Here is a 26,240-nt window from a genome sequence, read left to right as displayed (position 1 = left end):
ACTAAGTTGAGTCTATTCCGCTCAACTTTCTCTCAATCCTCTTCGGCGCGACTTTTCGGTGAACTCTTCCGCGGCCGCGGCCGGGCCTCCGGGTCGGAGCCGGTCCGCCGGGTCAGCGTCAGCAGCTCCCGGGCCGGGCCGCTCGGCCGCCGCCCGGCCGGCCAGACCGCGCGCAGCGGGCGCCGCAGGTCCAGCTCCTCCGCCAGCGGCACCTCCACCAGCCGCCGGGTCGCCAGCTCCTCCACCACCGCCAGCTCGCTCAGGCAGACCGGCCCGGCGCCGGTCATCGCCGCCGCCTTCAGCGCGGTGGACGAGGCCAGCTCCAGCCGCGGCCGCGCCGCACCCCCGAACGGCGTCAGCGCCATCTCCAGCACCTCCCGGGTGCCCGAACCGGGCTCGCGCAGCACCAGCGCGGTCGCGGCCAGCTCCGTCCCGGTCAGCGGGGTCCGGCGGCGGGCCCACGGGTGCCCGGGGGCGACCACGACCACCAGCCGGTCGGCGGCCACCACCGCGCCGGCCAGCCCGGGCGGGGTCGACGGGCCCTCGACGAAGCCGAGGTCGGCCTCCCCGGCCAGCACGTGCCCGGCGACGTCCGCCGAGTTGGCCGTCCGCAGCGTCACCGCGGTTCCCGGGCTGCTCGCGTGCAGCGCCAGCAGCCAGCCCGGCATCAGGTACTCGGCGACGGTCAGGCTGGCCAGCACCACCAGCCGGGCGTCCCGCCGCTCGCGCAGCGCGTCGATCCCGGCGTCCAGGGCCTGCGCCGCCTCCACCACCTGGCGGGCCCACTCGACCACCAGCCGGCCCGCCTCGGTCGGCCGGCTGCCGCGCGGCGAGCGGTCCAGCAGCGGGACGCCGATCTGCCGCTCCATGCCCTTGATCCGGGCGCTGGCGGTCGGCTGGCTCACCCCCAGTTCGGCCGCCGCCCGGCCGACGCTGCCCAGCCGGGCCACCGCCAGGAGCAGCTCCAGCGCGCCGAGCTCGGGGACGTGGGGGGAGAGGGCCATAGGCTCAGGCTATGCCCTCATAGAGTGCCGGGCGCTACCGGCGCCGGCCCCGCGCGGGCACGGTGGACGGCATGGCCACCGTGATCAACCGCCCCCGGCCCCTGCTCGGCGCCCCCCGTTCCCCCGCCCGTCGTCCCGGCCGTCCCTCCGCCCGCCGCCTCGCCCGCCCGGACCTCGCCCAGCTGGGCCCCAACTGGTACGCCGCGGTGATGGGGACGGCGATCGTCGGCAACGGCGCCGCGGCCCTGCCGGTCCGGCTGCCCGGGCTGACCGGGTTCGGCGAGCTGATGTGGGGCCTCGGGCTGGCCGCGCTGCTGGCGCTGGGCGCCGCCCGGCTGGTCCACCTCACCCGGCACCGGGCGGCCGCCCGCCGGCACCTGCTGGACACCCCGGCCACCGCCGTCTTCTACGGCTGTCCGCCGATGGCCCTGCTCTCGGTCGGCTTCGGCACCCTGGTGCTCGGCTCGCGGGTGATCGGCACCGGCCCCGCCGTCGCCGTCGACGCGGTGCTCTGGGGCGCCGGCACGCTGTACGCGCTGGCGGTCGCGGCCGGCATCCCGTACCTGATGATCACCCGGCACCGGCTCTCCGCGCTGGAGGCCAACCCGACCTGGCTGCTGCCGGTGGTCGCCCCGCTGGTCGCCGCCTCCACCGGCCCCGCGCTCGTCCCGCACCTGCCGGCCGGCACCCCGCAGCAGGCCATGCTGTACGGCTGCTGGGCCCTGCTCGGCGTCGGCCTGCTCGCCACCCTCGCCCTGCTGCCGGTGGTGCTCACCGGCCTGCTGCACAGCAAGCCGCCGGCCCCGGCGCTCACCCCGGCACTCTTCCTGGTGCTCGGCCCGCTCGGCCAGTCCACCACCGCCGTCCACCAGCTCGCCGACGCCGCCCGCCCGGTCACCCCGCGGCTCGCCCCCGCCGCGCTCGCCCTCGCCGGGCTGTACGGCGTCGCGGTGCTCGGCGTCGCGATGCTCTGGCTCGCCGTCGCCGTCGCCGCCAACCTGCGTGCCCGCCGGGCCGGGATGACCTTCGCGATGACCTGGTGGGCGTACACCTTCCCGGTCGGCACCTGCGTCACCGGCGCCTCCGCGCTCGCCCGGCACACCGGCTTCGCGGGCTTCACCTACCTGGCGGCCGGGCTCTTCGTCCTGCTGCTCGCCGCCTGGGCCGTCGCCGCCCGCGGCACCGTGGCCGGCCTGGCCGGCGGGCGGCTGCTGGCCCGCTGAGAGCCTGCCCGCCGGGCTGTCCGGCGCGGCCGCCACGACGACGCCGGGGTGACCGGCGCAATGCGACCGAATGACCGCCGTGTTGCGACCGAATGACCGCCCTCTCGCGACCGAACGACCGGACGGCCGGTTTCCGCGGAAGCACCCTTCTGACCAGCGCGTTTGCCAGCCGCCGGGCAGCCCGGCGGCCGATCGCGCCGCGCGGCCGCTGCAGGTTCCTGCAATTGCGAGAACATGCACTCGGGCGGCACTTGTTCACCGGCCGTCACGCTGTGAGGGTGGAAGCCACGCCAGGGTTGCCGGGCAACCGCAGCCCGATGGTGGTGACTTGCTCTTCAGAACTGGATGCGAGAGGTACGTCCGTACCTGCATATCGGGGGGAAGAGCGCCGGCCGGGACGCCATGTGTGGTGATGGCCCCCGGAACCGGATCCAGCGAGGCGTTGCTGCTCCGCCTCGCCGGAAGCGCCTTGACCCTGGCGTGGCACCGGCGGCCCCCGGCCTCCCGGCGTGCGACGGCACCCGGGACCCGGGGGTCTGCCGGTTCGCAGTACCGTGATCGCGTGCGGCGCACGGTACCGGGATCACGACCGGTGAGCTGCGCACCCCCGGCGCGCCCGGCACCCCCGCGGCGCGTACCCGGAGCACAGGCGTATCCGAGACCCATCCGGCAGGGAGTGTTCGAGGTGACGGCGGACCCGACGGCCGTTCCGGGCATCACCGGACCGTCCGGCGAGCCCGACGAGGAGGCCCGCCGGCTCTACCTGGCCATCCTCGCCGGCGGCGGCCGTATCCCCGCGGCGGACGTCCCCGAGGCCGACCGGCCCGCGCTGCGGCGGCTGGTCGACGTCGGCCTGCTGATGCCCAACCCCATGGACGCCTGCTACACCGCCGTCAGCCCACGCTCGGTCAGCGACCGGCTCGGCGCCGAACTGCGCAGCGAGGCCACCCGGCTGCTGGTCTGCGCCGAGAACCTCCCCGGCGCCCTGGACTCCCTCACCCGCGCCTACGACGCGATGCCCCGCCCGCCCGAACGCTCCGGCGGCGCCGTCTACCTCGAGGGCCACGTCCACATCCGCCACCGCATCTCGCAACTGGTCGCCGACTGCCGCACCGAGGTCCTCACCGCCCAGCCCGGCCACCGCCCGCCCGAGGCCCTGAAGATCGCGCTGCTCCAGGACGTCCAACTGCTCCAGCGGGGCTGCTCGCTGCGCACCATCTACCAGCCGGTGGCCGTCTCCGAGCCGGCCGCCCTCGCCTACGCCGACGAGGTCACCCGGCGCGGATCGCTGATCCGGACCCTGGACGAGCCGTTCCAGCGCCTGTTCGTCTTCGACCGCTCGGTCGCCGTGCTCTCCGCCAACGAGGACCACAGCACCGCCGCGTTCATCTCCGACCCGGCCGCGATCGCCTTCCTCGTCAACGCCTTCGAACGCGACTGGGCCCGCGCCGAAGCCACCGACTGGGCCGCCGCGCACAGCAACGGCCCCGCCCGCGACGCCCCCGAGCGGGTCGGCCGGCTGCTCGCCCGCGGTCTCACCCAGCGCGCCGTCGCCAGCCGGCTGGGCCTGAGCGAACGCACCGTCGCCGCCCACATCTCCCGCCTGCGCGAACGCTACGGCGCGCAGACCCTGTTCCAGCTCGGCTGGCTGATGAGGGGCGGCCGGGATGACCGGTGAGCCCGGCACCGCCGCGTACGCCCTCTACCGGGACGCCCTCGCGCGCGGCGGCGACCTGCCCGCCGCTGCGCTCTCCCCGGCCGACGCCCCGGCCCTCGCCACCCTGCTCGACCAGGGGCTGCTCGCCCGCACCGGCACCGGCTACACGGCCGTCGACCCGCGCGCCGTCGGCGACCGGCTCGGCGCCGAACTGCGCACCGAGGCCACCCGCCTGCTGCTCCGGGCCGAACGCCTCCCCGCCGCCCTGGCCGGCCTCGCCCACGCCTACGACGCGGTCCAGCGCCCGCCCGCCGCCGCCGTCGGCGGGGACACGCGCATCGAGGGCACCGCCGGAATCCGGCAGCACATCGCCCAACTGCTCTCCGACTGCACGGTCGAGCTGCTCGCCGCCCAACCCGGGGCCCGTTCGCTGGAGGGCCTGCAGATGGCGCGGAACCAGGACCTCGCGCTGCTCCGGCGCGGCGGTGCCATCCGGACCCTCTACCAGCCCGTCGCCTTCGCCGACCGCAGGGTGGCGGACCACGTGTCGATGATGGCCGGGCACGGCACCCAGGTGCGGGTGCTGAACGAGCCCTACCTGCGCATGCTGGTCTTCGACCGCTCGGTGGCCGTCATCCCGGCCGCCGACGACGAGTCCAGGGCCGCCTTCGTGCGCAACCCCGCCGTGGTCTCCCACCTCGTGGCCGTCTTCGAACGCGACTGGGCACGGGCCGCCGGCACCACCCGGGCCGTCACCACCCCGCACCCCACCACCGGCCGGGTCGGCCACCTCCTCCGCCAGGGCCTCACCCAGCGCGCCATCGCCACCCGCCTCCACCTCAGCGAACGCAGCGTCGCCGCGCACATCTCCCGCCTGCGCACCCGCCACGGCGCCCAGACCCTCTTCCAACTCGGCTGGCAGATGCGGGGGGAACACGATGGCTGACCCCCGTTCACCGTCGGAGCTGCTGGCCGCCGCGCTGCCGGACGCGGCCGCGCGCGAGCTGTACTGCGCGATCCTGCGGGAGGGCGGCCGGATCCGGGCCGCGGAGGTGGCTCCGGGGGACACGGCGGCCCTCCGGCGGCTCGTCGAAGTCGGTCTGCTGGTCCACCAGTTGATGGACGCCTCGTACAGCGCGGTCGATCCCCGCTCGGTGACCGAGCGGATCGGTGCGGGCATCCGGCTGGCGAGTGCGCGGCTGCTGGTCGAGGCGGAGCAGCTGCCCGGGCTGATGGACGACCTCACGCAGGCCTACGACGCCACGGCTCGGCGGACGGACGCGCCGTCCGGGGTGCGGTACCTGACGGACATGGCGCAGATCCGGCACGAGATCGAGCTGCTGTCGCAGACCTGCCGGACGGAGGGCCTGACCGCACAGCCCGGTGGCGCCCGGCCCGCCGAGCTGCTGCCCGACTCGCTCGACCGGTCCCGCCGCTACCTCGAACGGGGCGGCACCATGCGGACGCTCTACGAGCCGGCCGCCCGGCTGGACCGGTTGACCGTGGAGTTCGCGGTCGAGCTCACCCGGCTCGGCGGCGTGACCCGGGTGCTGGCGGCGCCGTTCAAACGGATGCTGATCTTCGACCGGACCGTCGCCGTCATCCCGGCCGCCCCGGACAACAGCAGCGCCGCCATCGTGGAGGACCCCGCGACGGTGGCCTTCCTGGTCGACGTCTTCGAGCAGCAGTGGCAGCAGGCCGAGGGCGTGAACTGGTCGGCGCTCGCGGCGGGTTCGGCCGAGCCGGCCGTCCACGAGCAGGTCGGCCGGCTGCTGGCCCAGGGGCTCACCCAGCGGGCGATCGGGAGCCGGCTCGGGCTGAGCGAGCGCACCGTGGCGGGTCACATCGCGCGGCTGCGGGAGCTGTACGACGCGGAGACGCTGTTCCAGCTCGGCTGGCAGATGCGCGGTGCCCGGACGGGGGAGTCCGATGCGTGACCTGCCGGGCGGCGGGCCGCCGGTGAGCGGACGGGGGACGGGTCTGCCGGTGCGCGGGGCGGGGGACGGGTCAGCCGGTGGCGGCGTTGCTCGGCCAGTAGCCGGCCGGGCCGACGGCCGGGGGCTGCTGCCGGGGGACGGTGAACTGCTCGCCGGGGGCGGTCCAGAAGCCCTGGCGCAGGGAGAGCGCCATGCCGGCCCAGTCGAGGGCGGTCTCCACGGTGTGGTGGAGGGCCTCCTGCGACCAGGTGTCGTCGAAGACCAGCGGCAGGACGGGGGCGACCTGCTCGATGGTGGCGATCAGCGGGTTGTGGGTGATGGCCTCGTCGACCAGCAGGACGATCGGCTTCCGCAGCGCCGACGCCCAGCCGAGCTCCAGGCTCACCCCGGCCGAGAGCGGCGCGCCGACGTACGCGAAGACCAGGTCGGCGGACTGCAGGGCCCGGAAGTCCGACGGCACGCGCGGCTCGGGGGCGCGCCCGGCGACGGTCCAGGCGTCACTGTGGTGGGCGCTGTAGACCGCGGCGCCGCTGCGCAGGAGGGTCGTGCGAAGCGTCGTCAGCCGCGTCCGGCTGGCGAGCGTCACCACACTGTCCGCCGGGCCGGTCAGCCGCATCAGCGGTGCGGCCAGGAAGACTCGTGCGCGCCGGCCCTCGTGGGCCTGGCCGTCGTGGTGACGCAGGTAGGGCTCACTCATGTCGACTCCGGGGATAGATGCCAACCGGGCTGATTCGCCCCGTTGGGTGGTGCCTATCGGAATGCTGCTGCGCATTCGTTGCGGTCGAAACTAACTTGTCGTGCTCATGTATAGCTTTGTCGCCCCCGTGGACTTCATGGCCGACTCTCCTAGGGAGTGCACTGATCGTCTCTTTCGACCGCGGCCACCGTCCACAGAACCGTGGTGTCATCTCGATGACTGGCAGGGAGATGACGCACCGGGAGGTCCGCCCCTCTGGCTTCTTGATGCGGCCGTGCGGCATTATGTGCCAGGTTGTTCGAAACAATGGGCTGGGTATCCGCAATAAGGCCCTGTAAGGAGAGGGGACACAATGTCTCGGATACGTCGAGTGGCCCGATTTGTCCTGGTTCCACTCGTTGTTGGCGCGGCGCTTCTCATCTGCGGCGCGGGCTCGGCCGACGACACGATCTGGAACATCCGGGGCGGCAACGGAGCTTCGGAGAAGACCGTCGCCCTGGCCACGGACACGATCTGGAACTGAGGACCCCGTGGCGAACGGTCAGCCGTACGCCTCGGAGTGGCCGTTGATGCTGTTCCGGGCCAGTGCATAGCCGAGCTGGAACAGCGATTCGACGTTGTGCTCGTCTCGCATCTCGGCAAGGTGGCGTGCGAGCGTGCGTTCGCTGATGCCCAGCCGGCGGGCGATCACCCGGTGGTTCACGCCCTCCAGCATCAGATCGATGATCGTCTGCCGCATCCCCGAGACGACCTGTTGCGGGACGGCGCGAGCACCGTCGAAGTCCAGCGCGTGGCTCCAGTTCCGCTCGAAGACCTCGCTGATCAGGTAACTGATGACGGCTTGGTCGTGAATGAATGCGGCGAGGTTGAGGTCGTCCGCGACCGGGAGCACCGCGATCCGGCGGTCGATCACGATCAGGCGCGTGTACGGCTCGTCCAGCGTGCGGACTCTGCCGCCCGCCTGCGTGATCGCGGCCACGTACTCCCGGGTGGCGGCGTGGTAGCGGGTGCTCGGGTGGTAGATGGTTCTGAGCACGATGCCCTGCCGCAGGGCTTCGAGGTCCCGCGCGAGAATGCCGGCGAGTGCTTCGGACGGCCGCGGGCCGCCGGGTTGGGCCGCGAGAATCTCTTCTGACGCGCTGGCGACAATCTGCTGGACCCGCTGATTGATCAGCACCTTGCCGCGGACGTATTCGATGGTGCCGCCGGCCTGTTCCGGCGAGTGATATGCGGCCGTCAGATCGTGGAGGTCCGTACTGAGCGCCGAGGCACGGGTGAGCAGGTCCAGGGCCTGGCGCTGCCAGGTCGCGCTGAGGCTTTCGGACAACTGCTGGGGGTCGACCGCGACGAGGACGCCGGGCTCGTCGGTATCGGGGACGAGGAGCCCTATGCCCACCAGCTCGTCCCTGGCCGCGGTGTCACGGCCGAGCTCCGAGTCCTTCGCGAGCCGTCCGTTCTCCCCGATGATGGCCAGATACAACGCGCGCGCCTCTTTGGAAAGGATGCCCGTCCCGATCGTGGTGGCACCGAGCTGCTCTCGTCCACTCATCTGAGGCTCCTTGCCGTGGCCATGTGTACCAATACTGCCGGGTATTCACGTGGGAAACGCCATGCAGCATGCCAGATCGGACGACGGCGGTGGGACGGCCCGGTCCGTTGCCCAGCACCCTCTCACCAACACCGAGCCGCCGGCACCCCCCGAGCAGGGGCAAACCGGCGGCTGTGGGCGGAGAGGCCTGGTCAGCGCTTCGGACGCCAGACGACCAGGGCGCTGGACCGGGTGGGCGGCTGGTAGGGGACCAGGTCGCGGCGGTAGGAGGCGTGGATGGTGGCCTCGCGCTGCTGGAGCGCGGTGGCGGCTCCCTCCAGGGAGTCGGCCAGTTCGGCGATGCGGGACTGGAGGGCGGTGACCTGGTTCTCCAGTTCGATGATCCGCTTGATGCCGGCCAGGTTGATGCCCTCGTCCTGGGAGAGGCGCTGGACCTCGCGCAGCTGCTGGATGTCCCGGGCCGAGTAGCGCCGGCCGCGGCCCGCGGTGCGGTCCGGGCAGACCAGCCCGAGCCGGTCGTACTGGCGGAGCGTCTGCGGGTGCAGGCCGGAGAGCTCGGCGGCGACCGAGATCACGTAGACCGGGGTGTCCTCGGTGAGGACGTAGTGCGGGGGCGGGGCGGTGCGGCGGGTGCGCGGGGCACCGCCGGGGAGGCCCTCGCCGATCCCGGGACCGATGGGGCTGTCGGGGGTCATCTGGTCGTCACGCTCCCTCCGCCGCCTTGAAGAGGGCGGCTCGCGGGTCGTCGGAGGCGGTGGCCTCGCGGTACTGCTCAAGGGCCGTCAGCGCGTCGCCGGTGACGTGCTGGGGCACCACGACCTCCACGGTGACCAGGAGGTCGCCGCGGGTGCCGTCCTTGCGGGTCGCGCCCTTGCCGCGGGCCCGCAGGGTGAGGCCGTTGGCGCTGCCGGGGGGCAGCTTGAGCTTCACCGAGGGGCCGTTGAGGGTCGGCACCTCGATGGTGCCGCCGAGCGCGGCCTCGGGGAAGCTGACCGGGACGGTCACCGTGAGGTTGTCGGCCTTGCGCCCGAAGACGGGGTGCGGGTCGACGTGCACGGTGACGTAGAGGTCGCCGGCCTGGCCGCCGCGCTCGCCCTGGGCGCCCTTGCCCTTGAGTCTGATGCGCTGGGCGTCCTGGACGCCGGCCGGGATCCGGACCTGCATGGTGCGGGCGGAGCTGGCCCGGCCGCTGCCGTGGCAGTCGGCGCACGGGTCGTCGACGATCATGCCCCGGCCGCGGCAGTCCCGGCAGGGCTCGGAGAGCGCGAAGGCGCCCTGGCCGCGGCTGACGGTGCCGGCGCCGACGCAGGTGGGACAGACCCGGGGGGTGGTGCCGGCCTTGGCGCCGGTGCCGCTGCAGGTGCGGCAGGGGGCCTGGCTGGTCATCCGGAGCGGGACGGTCGCGCCGTCGACGGCCTCCTCGAAGGAGAGCGTCACCTCGGTCTCGACGTCGGCGCCGCGGCGCGGCTGGGCCTGCCGGCCGCCGCGGTTGAACAGCCCGCCGAAGACGTCGCCGATCCCGCCGCCGCTGCCGGCGCCGCCGCCCTGGCTGCCGCTGAAGAGGTCGCCGAAGTCGAAGCTGTAGCTGCCGCCGCCGGGGCCGCCGGAGCGGAAGCCGCCGTTGGCGAAGAGGGTGCGCGCCTCGTCGTACTCCTTGCGGCGCTTCTCGTCCGAGAGGACGTCGTAGGCCTCGGAGATGTCCTTGAAGCGGTCCTCGGCCTTGGCGTCACCCTTGTTGGCGTCCGGGTGGAACTCGCGCGCCAGCTTGCGGTAGGTCTTCTTGATCTCGGTGGCGGAGGCGTCCTTGGGCACGCCGAGGACCTTGTAGTAGTCCTTCTCCACGTAGTCCTTGCCGCTCATGCTCCACCCACCATGCTGCGCTCGGCAGCCGCTTCACGGGAAACGCACCCGTCGACGATCCGCTCGCTTCGCTCGCTCATGCGCTGCCGCCACCTCCCGGAGTCAACAGATACGGGTCCACCCGAGGTGGAGTCAACGGATACGGCGCTGCGGAGCCGGCCGTCGTACTGGACGACGTACGACTCCGCAGCGCACGGGTTGTCAGCTGTCCGCGCCACCGTCGGCCTTGTCGGAGCCGCCGTCCGCCTTCTCGGCGGCGTCGGGCCCGGCGGTGGTCTGGGTGCCCGGCTGGGGCTCCGCGACCGCCACCATCGCCGGGCGGATGATCCGCTCGCCGATCCGGTAGCCGGGCTGGAGGATCTGGACGCAGGTGTCCTCGGTGACGTCCGAGGAGTAGCTGTGCATCAGCGCCTCGTGCATGGTCGGGTCGAAGGGCTCGCCCTCCTTGCCGAACTGCTGCAGGCCCAGCTTGGCCACGACCGTCTCCAGCGACTCGGCGACGGACTTGAAGCCGCCCGTCACCTCGCCGTGGTCGCGGGCCCGGCCGATGTCGTCCAGCACCGGGATCAGCGACTCCAGGATGTTGGAGACGGCGATCTCGCGGACCGTGAGCCGGTCGCGCTCGACCCGCTTGCGGTAGTTCTGGTACTCGGCCTGGAGGCGCTGGAGGTCGGCCGTCCGCTCGGCCAGCTCGCGCTTGGCCGTGGCGAGCTCGTCCCCGCCGGAACCGGCCGCGGCGGCCTCCTCGGCAGCCTTGATCACGGCCTCCTCGGCGGCGGAGTCGTCGCCGGGCTCAGCACCCTGCGGCTTCTCCGTCATGCGGCACCGCCCTTGGGCTTCTCGTCGTCCACGATCTCGGCGTCGACGACGTCGTCGTCCTTGGCGCCGGCGGCGTCACCGGCCGGGGCGGCACCCGCGGCGTCGGCGTTGGCGTACAGGGCCTGGCCGAGCTTCTGGGCGGTGGTGGAGACCTTCTCCGAGGCCTCGCGGATGGCCGCGATGTCCTCGCCCTTCAGGGCGTCCTTGAGCTCGCCGATGGCGGTCTCGACCTCGGTCTTGACGTCGGCCGGCAGCTTGTCGGTGTTGTCGGCGATGAACTTCTCGGTCGAGTAGACGAGCTGCTCGGCCTGGTTGCGGGTCTCGACCGACTCGCGGCGCTTGTGGTCCTCCTCCGCGTACTGCTCGGCCTCGCGCATCATGCGCTCGATGTCGTCCTTCGGCAGCGCGGAGCCGCCGGTGACGGTCATCTTCTGCTCCTTGCCGGTGCCGAGGTCCTTCGCGCCGACGTGCATGATGCCGTTGGCGTCGATGTCGAAGGTGACCTCGATCTGGGGCAGGCCGCGGGGGGCCGGCGGCAGGCCGGTCAGCTCGAACATGCCGAGCTTCTTGTTGTACGCGGCGATCTCGCGCTCGCCCTGGTAGACCTGGATCTGCACCGACGGCTGGTTGTCCTCGGCCGTGGTGAAGATCTCCGAGCGCTTGGTCGGGATGGTCGTGTTGCGCTCGATCAGCTTGGTCATGATGCCGCCCTTGGTCTCGATGCCGAGGGACAGCGGGGTGACGTCGAGCAGCAGGACGTCCTTGACCTCGCCCTTGAGGACACCGGCCTGGAGCGAGGCGCCGATGGCGACGACCTCGTCCGGGTTGACGCCCTTGTTGGCCTCCTTGCCGCCGGTCAGCTCGCGGACGAGCTCGGCGACGGCCGGCATGCGGGTCGAGCCGCCGACCAGGACGACGTGGTCGATCTCGGAGAGCGAGATGCCGGCGTCCTTGATCACGTTGTGGAACGGGACCTTGCAGCGCTCCAGCAGGTCGGAGGTGAGCTGCTGGAACTGGGCGCGGGTGAGCTTCTCGTCCAGGTGCAGCGGGCCCTCGGCGGAGGCCGTGATGTAGGGCAGGTTGATCGAGGTCTCGGAGGACGAGGACAGCTCGATCTTGGCCTTCTCGGCCGCCTCGCGGAGGCGCTGGAGGGCCATCTTGTCCTTCGACAGGTCGACGCCGTGGCCGGCCTGGAAGACCTTCACCAGGTGGTCGACGACCTTCTGGTCCCAGTCGTCACCACCGAGGTGGTTGTCACCGTTGGTGGCCTTCACCTCGACGACCCCGTCGCCGATCTCCAGCAGGGAGACGTCGAAGGTGCCGCCGCCGAGGTCGAAGACCAGGATGGTCTGGTCGTCCTTGTCCAGGCCGTAGGCCAGGGCGGCCGCGGTCGGCTCGTTGACGATGCGCAGGACGTTGAGGCCCGCGATCTCACCGGCCTCCTTGGTGGCCTGGCGCTCCGAGTCGGAGAAGTACGCCGGGACGGTGATGACGGCGTCGGTGACGGTCTCGCCCAGGTAGGACTCCGCGTCGCGCTTCAGCTTCTGCAGGATGAAGGCGCTGATCTGCTGCGGGTTGAAGTCCTTGCCGTCCAGGTTGATCTTCCACCCGGTGCCCATGTGGCGCTTGACCGAGCGGATGGTCCGGTCGACGTTGGTGACGGCCTGGCGCTTGGCCACCTCACCGACGAGGACCTCGCCGTTCTTGGCGAAGGCGACGACGGACGGCGTGGTCCGCGCACCCTCGGCGTTCGTGATGACGGTGGGCTCGCCACCCTCAAGGACGCTGACGACCGAGTTCGTCGTACCGAGGTCGATGCCGACCGCGCGTGCCATCGTAGATACCTCCACGGAAGAGTTGAGCTTTACGGGCTCAAGGATGCACGACTCCCCGGGGAGCGTCAACAGCTATGAGTCTGCGTCGCTCAACTTTGCTGAGCGCGGTGCGGGAGCGGCCGGCCCGGTACGCGGGCGTGGAACGGGTGGCGGGGGTCGCTCCGAGTGCCGAGGGTGGACTTACGTGACTGCCGCCATACCTTGGACATCTTCAGGAGAAGAGTTGACAAACGGTAATGTCCGGCCCGTCGGCCCAGGAAGTTACCGACGAGTACACTCACTTCGGAGAGACCGCCAACCCAGAAAGCCGCAGGAGACGGAGAGCCGATGCAACTAGCAGCGATCGTCATCTCGCTGGTCACGTTCGTGATCGGCACCGCGCTCGCCGCCCGTGCGGCGCTGTACATCTTCAAGGTGGTGCGGACCGGCCAGTCCGACCCCACCCGCTTCGGTCGGCCCGCCCAGCGGGTGAAGACCGTGGCGGTCGAGTTCGTCGGCCACACCCGGATGAACCGCTGGGGGATCGTGGGCATCGCCCACTGGTTCGTCGCGGTCGGCTTCTTCAGCCTGGTGCTGACCATCGTCAACGCCTTCGGGCAGCTGTTCGACCCCGAGTTCGCGCTGCCGATCATCGGTCACTGGATGCTCTGGCAGCTCTTCGTCGAGCTGCTCGGCACCCTGACCACCCTGGGCATCCTGACCCTGATCGTGATCCGGCTGCTCAGCCTGCCGTCGAAGTCGGGCCGCAAGTCGCGCTTCGCCGGCTCGATCGCCTGGCAGGCCTTCTACGTCGAGTACACGATCCTCGGCATCGGCCTCTGCATCACCATGCTGCGGGCCCTGGAGGGTGCCCTCGCCGGCGTCGACTCCTATGGGCCGGAGCACCTGGTCTCGTACCCGATCGTCTCCGCGCTGAGCGGGCTGTCGCACGGGACGCTGGAGAACCTGGTCTACCTCTTCGCGATGCTGAAGATCTGCATCTCCTTCGCGTGGGCGACCACCATCGGCCTCAACCCCTCGATGGGTGTGGCCTGGCACCGCTTCCTCGGCTTCTTCAACATCTACTTCAAGCGCGAGGAGGACGGCGGCACCGCGCTCGGCGCCCTGCGCCCGATGACCAGCGGTGGTCAGCCGATCGACTTCGAGGACCCGGCCGACGACGCCGTGTTCGGCGTCTCCCAGGTCGAGCACTTCTCCTGGAAGGGCATCCTCGACTTCTCCACCTGCACCGAGTGCGGCCGCTGCCAGTCGCAGTGCCCGGCCTGGAACACCGGCAAGCCGCTCTCGCCCAAGCTGCTGATCATGAGCCTGCGCGAGCACGCCTTCGGCAAGGCGCCGTACCTGCTGGCCGGCGGCGGCAAGGACATGGAGGGCACCGAGCAGGCCACCTCCGAGCAGCTCAAGGACGTCCCCGCGGCGGCGCTGGCCGAGGCCGAGCGCCCGCTGATCGGCACCGCCGAGGAGAACGGGGTCATCGACCCGGACGTCCTGTGGTCCTGCACCACCTGCGGCGCCTGCGTCGAGCAGTGCCCGGTGGACATCGAGCACATCGACCACATCGTCGACATGCGCCGCTACCAGGTCATGATCGAGTCATCGTTCCCGACCGAGGCCGGGACGATGCTCAAGAACCTGGAGAACAAGGGCAACCCGTGGGGCATGGCCACCAAGGCCCGCCTCGACTGGGTCAAGGAGCTCAAGAAGGAGACCGGCATCGAGGTGCCGGTGATCGGCGAGGACATCGACCCCGCCGAGGTCGAGTACCTCTACTGGGTCGGCTGCGCCGGCGCCCTGGAGGACCGCGCCAAGAAGACCACCAAGGCCTTCGCGGAGCTCCTGCACACCGCCGGCGTCAAGTTCGCGATCCTCGGCAAGGAGGAATCCTGCACCGGTGACTCCGCCCGCCGCCTGGGCAACGAGTTCCTCTTCCAGATGCTCGGCGCGCAGAACGTCGAGACGCTGAACGCGGCCCTGGAGGACGCCCCGAAGAAGCGGATCGTGGCCACCTGCCCGCACTGCTTCAACACCATCGCCAACGAGTACCCGCAGCTCGGCGGCCACTTCGAGGTCATCCACCACACCCAGCTGCTGCAGCACCTGATCGACGAGGGCAAGCTCGTCCCGGTCAACCCCGTCGAGGGCCTGATCACCTACCACGACCCGTGCTACCTGGGCCGCCACAACAAGGTCTACAGCCCGCCGCGCGAGATCATGGACAAGGTCCCCGGCCTGCGCCAGCAGGAGATGCACCGCCACAAGGAACGCGGCTTCTGCTGCGGCGCCGGCGGCGCCCGGATGTGGATGGAGGAGCGCATCGGCAAGCGGATCAACACCGAGCGCGTCGACGAGGCACTGTCCCTCAACCCGGACATCGTCTCCACCGCCTGCCCGTTCTGCCTCGTCATGCTCTCCGACTCGGTCAACGGCAAGAAGAACGAGGGCGCGGCCAAGGAACACCTGAAGGTCGTCGACGTCGCCCAGCTCCTGCTCGACTCCGTCAAGGCGACCCCCGCCGGGGCGGACCAGCCGGAGACGGTGGACGCGTAGCATCCGCTGTTCGACAGTTCTGCTACAACTGCCCGGCCCGGTGGGCGACGCGAAAGCGCCCGCCGGGCCGGGCTTTTGGGGCGACGGGGGTGCCGCGGCAGGGGGAAAGGCGGCACCGGAGTCGTGGGGGAGTGGTGCCGATAGCGCGGCCGCCTGGCAACGGCCGCGTTGGAAGGAAATACAGTAGGCGCCTGACCGGCCGCGTGCCGGCCGACCCGTTCCGCCCCACCGGACGGGTGTCAGACCACCGACGGAGGTATCGGCCCGCCGGGCCGGGCCGCAGAGACCACAAGGGGAACAGCGCAGACCATGACCGAGGCGATCATGCTGGTCGGTGGTAAGGGCACGCGACTGCGTCCGCTGACCACCCACACCCCCAAGCCCATGCTGCCCGTGGCAGGCGTCCCGTTCATCGCGCACCAGCTGGCCCGCGCGGCCGCCGCCGGGGTCACCCGCGTGGTGCTCGCCACCTCCTACCTGGCCGAGGTCTTCGAGGACCACTTCCAGGACGGGACCCCGTACGGCATCGAGCTGGTCTACCTGACCGAGCGCGAGCCGCTCGGCACCGGCGGCGCCATCCGCAACGCCGCCTCCGGGCTCACCTGCGGCCCGGACGAGCCGGTCCTGGTCTTCAACGGCGACATCCTCTCCGGCGTCGACATCGCCGCCCTGCGCGACGGCCACGTGGCCGCCGGGGCCGACGTCACCCTGCACCTCACCCGGGTCGAGGACCCGCGTGCCTTCGGCCTCGTCCCGACCGACGAGCAGGGGCGGGTGCTGGAGTTCCTGGAGAAGCCGGAGACGCCCGAGCAGATCGTCACCGACCAGATCAACGCCGGCTGCTACGTCTTCACCCGGTCGGTGATCGACCGCATCCCGGCCGGCCGCGAGGTCTCCGTCGAGCGCGAGACCTTCCCGGAGCTGCTGGCCACCGGCGCGCTGCTGCGCGGCGTCGTGGACACCTCGTACTGGCTGGACCTCGGCACCCCGGCGGCCTTCGTCCGCGGCTCGGCCGACCTGGTGCTCGGCAAGGTCGACTCCCCGGCCGTCCCCGGCCCGACCGGCGAGGCCCTGCTGCTGCCCGGCGCGACCGTCCAGCCGGGCGCGGTGCTGAGCTGCGGCAGCGTCGTCTCCGAGGGCGCGGTCGTCGAGCCCGGCGCGATCGTCGAGGGCAGCGTGATCCTGCCCGGCGCGGTGATCGGCGCGGACACCCTGGTCAAGGACTCGATCGTGGGCGCCTACGCCACCATCGGCGACCGGACCTCGCTCGACGGCGCGGTGATCGGCGACGGCGCGATCGTCGAGGCGGACAACGAGCTGCCCAGCGGCGTCCGGATCGCCTGCGGCACGCTGCTGCCGGTCGGCGCCGTCCGCACCTCGGCCGGCCCGGGCGGCTGCCCGGCCGGTGCCACGGCGGCCGCCGCCGTGCACGGGCCCAAGGTCTCCGCGCAGCGGTAGGCGGCCGCAGCCACGGACCCGGGCCGTCACAGGCTCGCTGCAAACCGGCCCCGGCCCGGTGAGCGGCCGACGCGGAGTCAGCCGGACGGGTACCTTCGGAACGTGGCTGGTAATCGATACGACAGCGGGCAGGGAGCCGACCCCCGTGGCGGGTGGTCGGCTCCGCCGCCCTCGCCGGGGGCGCCCGGGGGATACGGGCAGACGGACGGGCCGGAGTACTTCACCGCCCCTCACCAGGGGGCGCCCGGGGGTGCCGGCGGTTCCGACCCGTACGCCGCCGACCAGCCCGGTCACACCCGGGCCTTCCCGACCGGCGCGGACCCGTACGCGGGCGAGCCGTACCCGTACCAGGGCCAGGGCCGCCCGGGGGAGTACGGGCAGCCGTACCCGGACGGGGCCCACGGCCAGGGGGCCGGGTACGGCGACGGACCGGCGTACGGGGGCTACGGCCAGGAGCAGGGCCACGGCCCGGACCAGGGCTACGCGCAGGACAACGTCGCCGTGTACCGGGCCGGCGGCCAGTCCGCCCCGCACGTCTCCGGCCCGCGCCCGGGCTGGCGCGAGCTGCTGACCGGCCTGTTCCGCAGCCCGGCCGCGACCTTCGACCGCACCCGGGACCACCAGGTCTGGCTGCCCGCGCTCACCGTGTCCCTGCTGTACGGCGCGCTGGCCGTGCTCGGCATCGGCCTGACCCGGGACGACGTCTTCAAGTCGACCTTCGGCGTCGCCCTCACGGCCATCCTCGCCGCGGCGCTCTGCTTCACCCTGGCCGGTGCCACGCTCGGCGCCGTCACGTACGCGCTGGCCCGCCAGTTCGGCGGGGACGGCCCGTGGCGGTCGACGGTCGGCCTGGCCGTGCTGATCGGCTGGACCACCGACGCGCCCCGGCTGCTGCTGGCCCTGGTGCTGCCCTCCGGCAACGTCGTGGTCCAGGCCGTCGGCTGGGCCACCTGGGTGCTCTGCGCCGTGCTGCTGACCACGATGGTCCGCCGGCTGCACGACCTGCCGTGGGGCAAGGCGGCCGGCGCGGCCGCGCTGCAGCTGCTGGCGCTGCTGGTCCTGATCAAGCTGCCGACGCTGGGCTGAGCCGGGCGCCGAAACCCCCGGCCCGGGCCGCGCGGCCGCGGGGGAGAATGGACGACGACGGGCCCCGCCTGCGGGGCCCGTTCCGCTTCCACCACCCTCACCCGCACCTCACCCGCACGGAGCCAGGCATGACCCTCCCTACCACCCACGTCAGCTTCCCGGCCGGGGCGGTGACCGGCGAGTCGACCGTGATCGCGGTGCAGCGGCTGGACGGCGGCCGGGTCGCGGTCGTCACCGGGGCGACCCCGTTCCACCCGCTCGACCACACCTGGCCCGACCAGCCGGCCGACCTCGGCGTCCTCACCGTGGACGGCCGCGAGCTGGCCGTCGTCGACTGCCTCACCGGCGCCGTCGGCCCGGACGGCGGCGACCTGCTGGTGGGCGCCGACATCCCGGTCCGGCGCGGTGACGAGGAGTGGTCCTGGCTGGTCCTGCACGTCCTCGACACCGACCCGGGCGACATCGTCGGCCGGACCGCCACCCTCACCGTCGACGCCGGCCGCCGGGCCGCCCTGTCGGCCTCGCACAGCGGCTGCCACCTGCTCGCCCTCGCCCTGAACGAGGCGCTCGCCCCGCGCTGGCGCAAGGACCCGGGCCGCGCCGACGCCTTCGGCCACCCGGACTTCGACAGCCTGGCCATGGCGAGCTCGGTGATGGACACCGAGGCCAGCACCGACACCTACCGGCTCGGCAAGTCGCTCAAGAAGAAGGGCTTCACGGCGGACGCCACCGAGGAGTTCCCGGCCCTCGCCGACGCCCTCCCGGCCCTCACCGAGGCGGTCAACCAGCGGCTCGCCGCCTGGGTGGCCGCGGACGCCCCGGTCCGGATCGACGTGCCCGGTCCCGAGCTGACCGCCCGCCGCCAGTGGCACTGCGAGCTGCCCGAGGGCGCGGCGCAGATCTTCTGCGGCGGCACCCACCTGCACCACCTCGGCGAGCTGGCCGAGCTCCGCACCGAGCTGCGCCTCTCCGAGGACGGCAGCGAGCTGGTCGCCGTCACCCGCCCCAAGCGGGCCTGACGGCCCCGGGGAACGCTGCGGGCGGCCGTCCCTCGTGGTGAGGGGCGGCCGCCCGTCGTGCGTGCGCTCTGCTGTGGTGTGCGCCGGGGCCGTGGTGCGGGCCTGGGACGGCGCTCAGACCTCGGTGCGGTGGAAGTTCAGGTACGAGCGGGACGGCGTCGGGCCGCGCTGGCCCTGGTAGCGCGAGCCGTAGCGCGCCGAGCCGTACGGGTGCTCGGACGGCGAGGAGAGCCGGAACATGCAGAGCTGCCCGATCTTCATGCCCGGGTAGAGCTTGATCGGCAGCGTCGCGACGTTCGACAGCTCCAGCGTGACGTGGCCGCTGAAGCCGGGGTCGATGAAGCCGGCCGTGGAGTGCGTCAGCAGGCCGAGCCGGCCCAGGCTGGACTTGCCCTCCAGCCGGGAGGCGACGTCCTCGGGCAGCGTGATGACCTCGTAGGTCGAGGCGAGCACGAACTCGCCCGGGTGCAGGATGAAGGCGTCGTCGCCCTCCGGCTCGACCAGCCGGGTGAGGTCCGGCTGTTCCTCGGAGGGGTCGATGTGCGGGTAGCGGTGGTTCTCGAACACGCGGAAGAAGCGGTCGAGGCGCACGTCGATACTCGACGGCTGGATCATCGCCGGGTCGAACGGGTCGATCACGACCCGGCCCAGGTCGATTTCGGTCCGGATGTCCTTGTCAGAGAGCAGCACGCTTCGAGGTTACGTGCACGACGCGGCCCCGGACGAATCGCCCGGGGCCGCATCCGTCACTCCTGTCCCGGTCAGGCCAGGAACTCCGCGGCCTCCAGCCGCATCGCCCGGGCCAGTTGCGGCGCGGACAGCTTCTGCACGTCGGCCAGCACCGAGCTCCGCAGCCGTCCGCACTGCGGACAGCGGATCAGCCGACCGGGCCCCAGCCGGCCGGGTCCGAGGTTCTGCATCGGGAACGTGGTGGTGCTGAACAGGTGCCCCTCGGCACAACGAACGACGGCGCGCTGCTCCATCGATCCCCTTCCCATCCCAAACCCAGTACTCACCCGTACTCATCGCGTCCCGGCGGACCGAGCCCCGGGACAGCGTCACATTAGGGGATGTTCCGGACATTCCACACCATGGCTCGCCGCCCCGGCCCCCGCCGCCGGAGCACTCTCACGCGGCCCAAAGAGTACGCCCCCCGACCCCGTCCCACCCGGCTCCGCCACGGGCTCCCGCCACCTGTGCAACCGACGTCACGGATGGGGTACAGTGAAGGCGGATGAGCGGTCTCTGACGGCTCGTCAGGCGGGCGTAGTTTAATGGTAGAACATGAGCTTCCCAAGCTTAGAGCGCGAGTTCGATTCTCGTCGCCCGCTCCAGCAGTAAAGCCGCAGGTCAGCGACCTGCGGCTTTCGCGTTGTCTGGACCGGTTCGAGGCCGGGCGGGGCCGGGCGGGGCCGGGGCCCGCCGTGCCGGACGGGGCCGGGCGGGCGGCCGGGGTCGCCACGCGCTGGAGTGCCTCGGACCACCGATCGGCCGGAGTCCCGGATCCGTGCGGGAACGGGCGGTGAACCATTTGCACCCTTGTGGCGTCTTCTGCCCCAACGCCCCTCCCGATCAAGGAGCTCCCCGCCGTGGACGTCCACCCCGTCACCGCCCTGTTCCCGATGCTCAGCCCCGACGAACTCCTCGACCTCGCCGAGGACATCGAGTCCAACGGCCTGAGCCAGCCGGTCGTCCTCGACGTGGACGGCGTCGTCCTGGACGGCCGCAACCGCCTCGCCGCCTGTGAACTGGCCGACGTCGAACCGCGCTTCACCACCTATCAGGGAACCGACCCGGTGTGCCTGATCGTGTCGGCCAACCGCCAGCGCCGGAACATCAACCCGGGCCAGCGCGCCATGATCACCGCGATGGCGCGCTCGCTCTCACGGCACTCCTTCGCCTCCTCCGTCGCCCGCCACGGCATCAACCTCACCCGCCTGTCGATCGCCACCACCGTGCTCGAGCACGCCCCCGACCTCGCCGAACAGGTCCGCGCCGGCACCCTCCCGCTGAACGCCGCCTACACCGCCGCCCGCAGACGCAAGGCCGACGCCAAGGCCCTCCTCGCCCAGCACGCCCGGCTGCGCCGGCAGGCCCCCGACCTCGCCGAGCAGGTCATCGCCGGCGACCTCGTCCTCGCCGACGCCACGGCGGCCCTCAACGCCCGGCAGGAGGAGGAACACCTCCGCAGGCGGGTCGAGGAGATCGACGCCATCCGCCTCGCCGACGGCGACACCGAGCCCTCCTTCGCCGGGGCCGCCGAACGCGGCGACACCGACTGGCGCCACGCCCACCAGCGCGCCGAGGAGTACCTGGCCCAGCGCCACGACGCCATCCGCCAGATCCAGCACGGCCTGGCCGGCATCGCCGAAGCCTGGAGCGCCGTCCAGGAGCTCGCCCACCACCCCCGGAGCCCGTACACCCGGGAGATCCTCAAGGGCCTCACCGGTCCGGCCCGCGCCCTCGCCAACCGGCTCATCGCCCTCGAAGCCGCCTGCGCGCCCGGCAGCGCCTGACGGAGGAGGCCCCGAGGGGCGGGTGGCCGGGATCACAGGGGCCGGGCGGAACACTGTGGGTGACGGGTCTTATCGTCGTAGCAACCGACCGGTACGGTTTGGCCCATGGATGTTTCCGGAGCAAGCGCCGCCGACCAGGACACGCCGGCGGTGGTCGTGAAGGCCACCGCGCGCCAACTGCTCGTGAAACTGGGGGCCGGAGGACTGTCCCTCGATGCCGTGGCCGGGGAGGCCGGGCTGCCCGTCGCCGAGGTCGCGGCCGCCTTCCCGGACCGGGACGACCTGCTGACCGCGCTGGTGATCGACGCCTACAACGAGTCCGGCGCCGCGATGGAGCAGGCCGACCAGGCCGCCCGGGAGGCCGGCGCCACGGCGGGGGCCCGGCTGCTCGCGGTCACCCGGGCGCTGCGGGCGTGGTCCTTCGCCAACCCCGGTGAGTTCACGCTGATCTACGGTTCGCCCGTGCCCGGCTACCACGCCCCGCAGGACACCGTGCCGGCCGCCTCGCGCACCCCCGGGGTGATGGCGGGCATCGTGCGGTCGGCGCTGGAGGCCGGCGAACTCACCCCGCCGCGGCGGGTGGTGGCCGGGACGTCGCTCCTGCTGCCGGAGGCCGTCCAGGTCTTCGGCGGAGTGCCCGAGGCCCCGTTCGCGGACGTCATCGAGCGCGGCATCGTGCTGTGGAGCAACCTGATCGGGCTCCTGGTGTTCCAGGTCTTCAGCCGCACCCACGACAGCGTCCGGGACGAGTCCGCGTTCTTCGACTACGCCATCGCGGTCGCGGCCGAGAGCATCGGCCTCGACGTCCCGCTGAGCACCGACAACGACTAGACCGTCCGCCGCGGGTGCGGCGCCGGCGGGGGAATCCAGGCCGTGAACACCACCAGAACCCTCTGCTTCGTCATCGCGGCGCTCTCGTCGTACGCCGCCCTCGTCTACCGGCTGAGCCAGGTCCGGCGCAGCCGGCGGGACAGCGCCTACCGCATGCTGGTCGTCACCCTGCTGTTCCAGTGCCTCACCTTCACCATGGGTGCCGTCGCCATGGGATCCGACAGGTTCCTCGGCGTCGGCAACCTCGCGATCCTGCTGATGCACCTGTCGGCGGTGGCCTTCTGCGTCTGCGCGCAGATCATCCTGCTGGGCTGGGCGGCGACGGTCGCGGAGGAGGCGGCCCGGAAGACCCGGTACTGGGTGATCACCGGGATCGCGCTGGACGCGCTGCTGGTGGTGCTCTTCCTGGTCGCCGACGGCACCGGCCGGCCGGCCACGGACTTCAACACGGGCAGCGGCCAACCGCTGGTGCTCACCTACCTGCTGGCGTTCATTGTCTCCCAGGCGGTGCCGTGCGTCACCATCTTCCGCCAGTGCGGGCCCTACGCCCGGATGACCGACAACGTCTCGGTGCGGCAGGCGCTGCAGACGCTCTCGGTCGCCGCGGTGATCCTCTTCCTCTACTGCACGGGCCGCACGGTGAACATCCTCACCGCGGCGGCGGGGGTGGACATCGGGGTCTGGCAGCTCGCGTCCAACGTCTTCAGTGCGCTGGGCATCGTCACCCTCTCGCTGGGCCTGACCATCTCGTCCTGGGGCGCGTCGGCCACCAGGCTGCTGGACTGGGCGCGCAGTTACCGGTCCTACCGGGCGCTCTACCCGCTCTGGCGGGACCTCTACGAGTCCTCCCCGGACATCGCGCTGGAGCCGCCGGGGGCGTCGGTCTCGGACCTCGACTACCGCCTGCACCGGCGGGTGGTGGAGATCCGCGACGGGTGGCGGGACCTGCGGCCCTACATCGACCGCACCGGCGGCGCGGACGCGGGGTACCGCGGGACGAACGAGGAGTCCCGGCAGGCGTTCGCCGAGGCGGCCCAGATCCGGCAGGCGTTGCGGGCGAAGAGCACCGGTACCATCCCGGACGACAACAAGGACGCCGGCGACTTCGACGACCGCGACACCGTCAGTTTCACCGCGGAAGTGGCGTGGCTCACCAGGGTCGCATCGGCCTACAGCCGGATACGCACCGCGAATTGAGAGCTCCCGCCCGGTCCGAACCCCCGTCGGACCGGGCGGGTTCACTCTTCCCCCCGCTTTTTCCTGCGCCCCCCGTGGTCCCCCCGGCGGCTTCCCCGCTCCCCTGCGGGTCCGCCGTTCCCCCGGTTCCCCCCGGCCTCCCCGCGTTCCCCCGTGGGTCGGCCCGTTCCGTCCGCGCTCGCGGCCGTGTGCCGCCGACCCCGGTCCGGCCCGTCCCCCGAGGGTCGGACCAGGGCGGCATGCTGCAGCAACTCGGCTACCCCCGTAAGCGAAGTTAACTGGCAGCTATCTGCGGGGTCCACGTTGGCGGAACCTCCGTCAATTGTCAACTGGCAGCTAATCGTGCGAAACTGACGGATAGCTGAGGGCAATGCCGGGGAGGTGGACGGGGGGGAGAATCGCAATGTCCGAGACTGACGACCGGCCGATGCTGGCGGTGCGTCTGGACGACCTCTTCAGAACGGTGCGTCCCAAGGGGAAGCACTGGACCAACGCCGAGGTCGCGGAGGAGCTCAAGCGGGCCAACCCCGAACTCAAGGTCGGGGGTGTGTACCTGTCGCAGCTCCGGACGGGCAAGCGCTCCAACCCCTCACCGGACCTCCTGGCCGCGCTGGCGCGCTTCTTCGGGGTGTCCGTCGCCTACTTCTTCGACGACCAGGTCGCCGAGTCGGTGCTCAGCCAGGTCGCCGCCATCGAGGCGCTGCGGCAGGCCGGGGTCCGCGCGGTCGCGATGCGGGCGGCCGGGATGAAGAAGGAGAACCTCCAGGCCATCACGGCCATCATGGACCAGTACCGGCAGTTGCAGGGCCTCCCACCCGTCACGGATCCCTCGGACCAGGAATGAGGCCGGGCCGGAAGGCGTCGGCGGCGGACCAGGACCGGCGCAGTCAGCTGAAGCGGCTCCGGAAGGCCGGCGCGCAGAGGATCGCCGAGCTCGGGCTGCCGGAGGTCGGCGACGTGGCCGAACTCTGCCGCTACCTCGGCGAGATCAGGGAACGCCCGATCACGCTGATCCCGATGCAGATGCCCGCGTCGCACCCGTGCGGCATGTGGGTCGCCGCACGCGACGAAGACCTCATCTTCTACGACGCCAACACGACCAGCACGCATCAGGAGCACATCATCTTGCACGAGCTGGGTCACATCATCTGCTGCCACCGCGGGGCGGGTTGGCTGGACGAGGAGACCGCCCGGCTCCTCTTCCCCAACCTGGACCCCGACCTCGTGCGGGACATGCTCCTGCGCGCGACCTACGACGACGTCCAGGAGCAGGAGGCGGAGATCATCGCCTATCTGCTCTCCCAGCGGGTGGGCGGCCCCGGTGGACGCCACGACGCCTCCCCGGCCGGGGCGTCCGGGCGCGACGCCGTGCTCAGCCGGATCGAGCGCACCCTGATCTGAACCGGGGCCGCTCAGCGCCGGACGGCGGCCACCTCCTCGGCCAGGACGGACACGGCGTGCCGGATGTCCTCCTCGCGGTGCTCGCTGGTGACGAAGAACCGGAGCCGGGAGAGCCCCTCCTCCACCGCGGGGTGGAAGATCGGGTCGGCGGTGATCCCGCGCCCGAAGAGCCGCTCCGCGACGCGCAGGGTCTTCGCCGAGTCGCCCAGGAGGCACGGCACGATCGGGGTGCCCGCACTGGTGCCGGTCGCCAGCCCGGCCTCGGCGGCCAGGCCGAGGAAGAGCCGGGCGTTGCGCCGCAGCCGCTCCACCCGCCCGGGCTCCGCGACGATCAGCTCGGTGGCGGCCAGCGCCGCGGCCGCGTTGGCCGGGGTGAGGCCCACGCTGTAGACGAAGCCCGGCAGGGTGTGCCGCAGCCAGCGGACCATCCGGTCCGAGCCGCCCAGGTAGCCGCCGCAGCCGGCGAAGGCCTTGGAGAGCGTGCCCATCCAGACGTCCACGTCGGACCGGTCGACGCCGAAGAACTCGCCGACGCCACGGCCGCGTTCGCCCACGGTGCCGATGCTGTGCGCCTCGTCGACCAGCAGCAGGGCGCCGTACCGTTTCTTCACCTCGATCACGGCGGGCAGGTCCGCCAGGTCGCCGTCCATGCTGTAGGCGCCCTCGACGGCGATCAGCACCCGGCGGAACCGGGACCGGTTGAGCCGGAGCAGGTGCTCCAGCTGCCCCACGTCGTTGTGGGCGAACGGGCGCCGCGCCGCGCCGGACAGCGCGCAGCCCTGGAGGATGCTGTCGTGGGCGAGCGCGTCGTGCACCACGAGGTCGCCCGGGCCGACCAGGTGGCCGATCGCCGTGACGTTGGTGGCGTGGCCGCTCACCAGGGTCAGGCAGTCCTGGACACCGAGGAAACCGGCGAGCGCCCGCTCCAGCCGGACGGTCAGGTCCCGTTCGCCGGAGAGCACCCGGCTGGCCGAGACGGACGTCCCGTACCGGTCCACCGCCTCGTGCACGGCCCGGTTGACCGCCGGATGGCCGGAGAGCCCCAGGTAGTTGTAGCTGCCGAAGGACAGGTACGGCCGGCCGCCGATCAGCGTGGTGTCGCGGATGGTGCCCTGGTGCACCCGGAAGTACGGGGAGCCCGGGCCGGCGGCGGTGATCGAGTCCAGCCGCTCCTCGAACTGCCGGACCTCGGGGAAGTCGTCCACGCGGGCGGTCTCCGCGGCCCAGGCCGCCGAGGCCTCCCGGGCCGCCGTGGTCTCCCATGCCGCCGTGGTCTCCCGGGGCGGCGGCCCGGCGGGCTGCGGACCGACCAGGGCGGCCAGCCCGCCGACGGTGAGGCCGGGCGCGTACAGCTCCTCGCTGCGGAAGCCCGGGACCCGCTTGCCGATGTTCACCTCCAACTCCTGCAGCATCAGGGAGTCGAAGCCGAGGTCGGCCACCAACACCATCCGCTCGTCCAGCTCGGCGAGGGGGAAGACGCCGGTGCGCGAGACCTCTTCGAGCACGAGGGGCCCGGCCGACCCCGGTGTCCCCGCCGGGGGCAAGTGACCGTCAGCCCTTCCGCACCCGGCCGGACACCAGCGCGCCCAGCAGCGCCACCCCGG

22 protein-coding genes, 1 tRNA gene and 2 pseudogenes are annotated in these 26,240 nt (G+C 72.3%); 15 read left to right on the top strand and 10 right to left on the bottom strand.

Annotation, left to right across the window (positions count from 1 at the left end; all coding sequences use genetic code 11):
* Positions 1-32: 32 nt before the first annotated feature.
* A complete protein-coding gene (locus ABZ885_RS10670) occupies positions 33-1,004 on the bottom strand; it encodes a LysR family transcriptional regulator (RefSeq protein WP_360186141.1) in 972 nt (323 codons plus the stop codon).
* Positions 1,005-1,075: 71 nt separating this feature from the next.
* Here ABZ885_RS10670 and ABZ885_RS10665 point away from each other — a divergent pair, with 71 nt between their 5' ends.
* The 4 genes from ABZ885_RS10665 to ABZ885_RS10650 all read left to right on the top strand — a co-directional run bounded on the left by ABZ885_RS10665 (position 1,076) and on the right by ABZ885_RS10650 (position 5,821).
* Positions 1,076-2,227: a TDT family transporter gene (locus tag ABZ885_RS10665; RefSeq protein WP_360186138.1), complete on the top strand. Its 1,152-nt coding sequence runs from the start codon at positions 1,076-1,078 to the stop codon at positions 2,225-2,227.
* A 685-nt stretch (positions 2,228-2,912) separates the two neighbouring features.
* A complete protein-coding gene (locus ABZ885_RS10660; protein WP_360186135.1) occupies positions 2,913-3,905 on the top strand; it encodes a LuxR C-terminal-related transcriptional regulator in 993 nt (330 codons plus the stop codon).
* Positions 3,895-4,830 (top strand): LuxR family transcriptional regulator, encoded by a 936-nt coding sequence (locus ABZ885_RS10655; RefSeq protein ID WP_360186132.1) that lies wholly within the window; start codon positions 3,895-3,897, stop codon positions 4,828-4,830. Before ABZ885_RS10660 ends, ABZ885_RS10655 begins: the two co-directional genes overlap by 11 nt.
* Positions 4,823-5,821, top strand: a complete 999-nt coding sequence (locus ABZ885_RS10650) for a LuxR family transcriptional regulator (protein WP_360186130.1) — start codon at positions 4,823-4,825, stop codon at positions 5,819-5,821. The genes ABZ885_RS10655 and ABZ885_RS10650 overlap by 8 nt, the downstream gene beginning before the upstream one ends.
* A 70-nt stretch (positions 5,822-5,891) precedes the next feature.
* Here ABZ885_RS10650 and ABZ885_RS10645 read toward each other — a convergent pair whose 3' ends face one another.
* A complete protein-coding gene (locus ABZ885_RS10645) occupies positions 5,892-6,518 on the bottom strand; it encodes a hypothetical protein (protein WP_360186127.1) in 627 nt (208 codons plus the stop codon).
* Positions 6,519-6,888: 370 nt separating this feature from the next.
* On the opposite strand from ABZ885_RS10645, the gene ABZ885_RS10640 reads away from it, so the two are divergent.
* Positions 6,889-7,041, top strand: coding sequence for a hypothetical protein (locus tag ABZ885_RS10640; protein WP_360186124.1), 153 nt, complete (start codon positions 6,889-6,891; stop codon positions 7,039-7,041).
* An 18-nt stretch (positions 7,042-7,059) separates the two neighbouring features.
* Here ABZ885_RS10640 and ABZ885_RS10635 read toward each other — a convergent pair whose 3' ends face one another.
* The 5 genes from ABZ885_RS10635 to dnaK form a co-directional block, all read right to left on the bottom strand.
* Positions 7,060-8,067, bottom strand: coding sequence for a helix-turn-helix domain-containing protein (locus tag ABZ885_RS10635; RefSeq protein WP_360186122.1), 1,008 nt, complete (start codon positions 8,065-8,067; stop codon positions 7,060-7,062).
* A 191-nt stretch (positions 8,068-8,258) separates the two neighbouring features.
* Positions 8,259-8,762 carry a helix-turn-helix domain-containing protein gene (locus ABZ885_RS10630; protein WP_360186119.1) on the bottom strand — a complete coding sequence of 168 codons (504 nt, stop codon included), beginning with the start codon at positions 8,760-8,762 and terminating at the stop codon, positions 8,259-8,261.
* Positions 8,763-8,769: 7 nt separating this feature from the next.
* Positions 8,770-9,927 carry a molecular chaperone DnaJ gene (dnaJ, locus tag ABZ885_RS10625; protein WP_360186116.1) on the bottom strand — a complete coding sequence of 386 codons (1,158 nt, stop codon included), beginning with the start codon at positions 9,925-9,927 and terminating at the stop codon, positions 8,770-8,772.
* Positions 9,928-10,128: 201 nt separating this feature from the next.
* Positions 10,129-10,746, bottom strand: coding sequence for a nucleotide exchange factor GrpE (gene grpE, locus ABZ885_RS10620; RefSeq protein WP_360186113.1), 618 nt, complete (start codon positions 10,744-10,746; stop codon positions 10,129-10,131).
* Entirely contained in the window at positions 10,743-12,581 is a 1,839-nt protein-coding gene (dnaK, locus tag ABZ885_RS10615) for a molecular chaperone DnaK (protein WP_360186111.1), read from the bottom strand. The genes grpE and dnaK overlap by 4 nt, the downstream gene beginning before the upstream one ends.
* Positions 12,582-12,908: 327 nt before the next feature.
* Here dnaK and ABZ885_RS10610 point away from each other — a divergent pair, with 327 nt between their 5' ends.
* The 4 genes and pseudogenes from ABZ885_RS10610 (at position 12,909) to ABZ885_RS10595 (ending at position 18,691) form a co-directional block, all read left to right on the top strand.
* Positions 12,909-15,128 carry a (Fe-S)-binding protein gene (locus tag ABZ885_RS10610; protein ID WP_360186109.1) on the top strand — a complete coding sequence of 740 codons (2,220 nt, stop codon included), beginning with the start codon at positions 12,909-12,911 and terminating at the stop codon, positions 15,126-15,128.
* Between the two features lie 309 nt (positions 15,129-15,437).
* Positions 15,438-16,511 (top strand): annotated as a pseudogene (locus ABZ885_RS10605) (NDP-sugar synthase); the annotation flags it as partial.
* Between the two features lie 177 nt (positions 16,512-16,688).
* Positions 16,689-17,672, top strand: a complete 984-nt coding sequence (locus ABZ885_RS10600; RefSeq protein WP_360186106.1) for a Yip1 family protein — start codon at positions 16,689-16,691, stop codon at positions 17,670-17,672.
* Between the two features lie 128 nt (positions 17,673-17,800).
* A complete protein-coding gene (locus ABZ885_RS10595; protein WP_360186103.1) occupies positions 17,801-18,691 on the top strand; it encodes a metal-dependent hydrolase in 891 nt (296 codons plus the stop codon).
* A gap of 114 nt (positions 18,692-18,805) precedes the next feature.
* On the opposite strand, the gene dcd is transcribed toward ABZ885_RS10595, so the two are convergent.
* On the bottom strand, positions 18,806-19,381 hold the full coding sequence (gene dcd / locus ABZ885_RS10590; RefSeq protein ID WP_360186101.1) for a dCTP deaminase: 576 nt from the start codon (positions 19,379-19,381) through the stop codon (positions 18,806-18,808).
* Between the two features lie 71 nt (positions 19,382-19,452).
* On the bottom strand, positions 19,453-19,689 hold the full coding sequence (locus ABZ885_RS10585) for a hypothetical protein (RefSeq protein WP_360186098.1): 237 nt from the start codon (positions 19,687-19,689) through the stop codon (positions 19,453-19,455).
* 262 nt (positions 19,690-19,951) lie between these two features.
* Between ABZ885_RS10585 and ABZ885_RS10580 the strand changes: the two genes are divergently transcribed.
* The 6 genes from ABZ885_RS10580 (at position 19,952) to ABZ885_RS10555 (ending at position 24,636) form a co-directional block, all read left to right on the top strand.
* Positions 19,952-20,025, top strand: a tRNA-Gly gene (locus ABZ885_RS10580).
* Between the two features lie 255 nt (positions 20,026-20,280).
* Entirely contained in the window at positions 20,281-21,207 is a 927-nt protein-coding gene (locus ABZ885_RS10575) for a hypothetical protein (protein WP_360186095.1), read from the top strand.
* A gap of 105 nt (positions 21,208-21,312) precedes the next feature.
* On the top strand, positions 21,313-22,038 hold the full coding sequence (locus ABZ885_RS10570; RefSeq protein WP_360186092.1) for a TetR-like C-terminal domain-containing protein: 726 nt from the start codon (positions 21,313-21,315) through the stop codon (positions 22,036-22,038).
* Positions 22,039-22,080: 42 nt separating this feature from the next.
* Complete coding sequence (locus tag ABZ885_RS10565) at positions 22,081-23,235, top strand: MAB_1171c family putative transporter (RefSeq protein WP_360186089.1); 1,155 nt, start codon at positions 22,081-22,083, stop codon at positions 23,233-23,235.
* A 403-nt stretch (positions 23,236-23,638) separates the two neighbouring features.
* Positions 23,639-24,079 carry a helix-turn-helix domain-containing protein gene (locus tag ABZ885_RS10560; RefSeq protein WP_360186086.1) on the top strand — a complete coding sequence of 147 codons (441 nt, stop codon included), beginning with the start codon at positions 23,639-23,641 and terminating at the stop codon, positions 24,077-24,079.
* Entirely contained in the window at positions 24,076-24,636 is a 561-nt protein-coding gene (locus tag ABZ885_RS10555) for a toxin (protein WP_360186084.1), read from the top strand. The genes ABZ885_RS10560 and ABZ885_RS10555 overlap by 4 nt, the downstream gene beginning before the upstream one ends.
* Positions 24,637-24,647: 11 nt before the next feature.
* Here the strand turns inward: ABZ885_RS10555 and ABZ885_RS10550 are convergent.
* Positions 24,648-26,144 (bottom strand): annotated as a pseudogene (locus ABZ885_RS10550) (aminotransferase class I/II-fold pyridoxal phosphate-dependent enzyme); the annotation flags it as partial.
* Between the last annotated feature and the right edge of the window lie 96 nt (positions 26,145-26,240).

Origin of the sequence: Kitasatospora sp. NPDC047058 (genome assembly GCF_040643935.1) — a bacterium.
GTDB lineage: Bacteria > Actinomycetota > Actinomycetes > Streptomycetales > Streptomycetaceae > Kitasatospora.
This window is presented reverse-complemented; position numbering and strand designations above follow the sequence as displayed.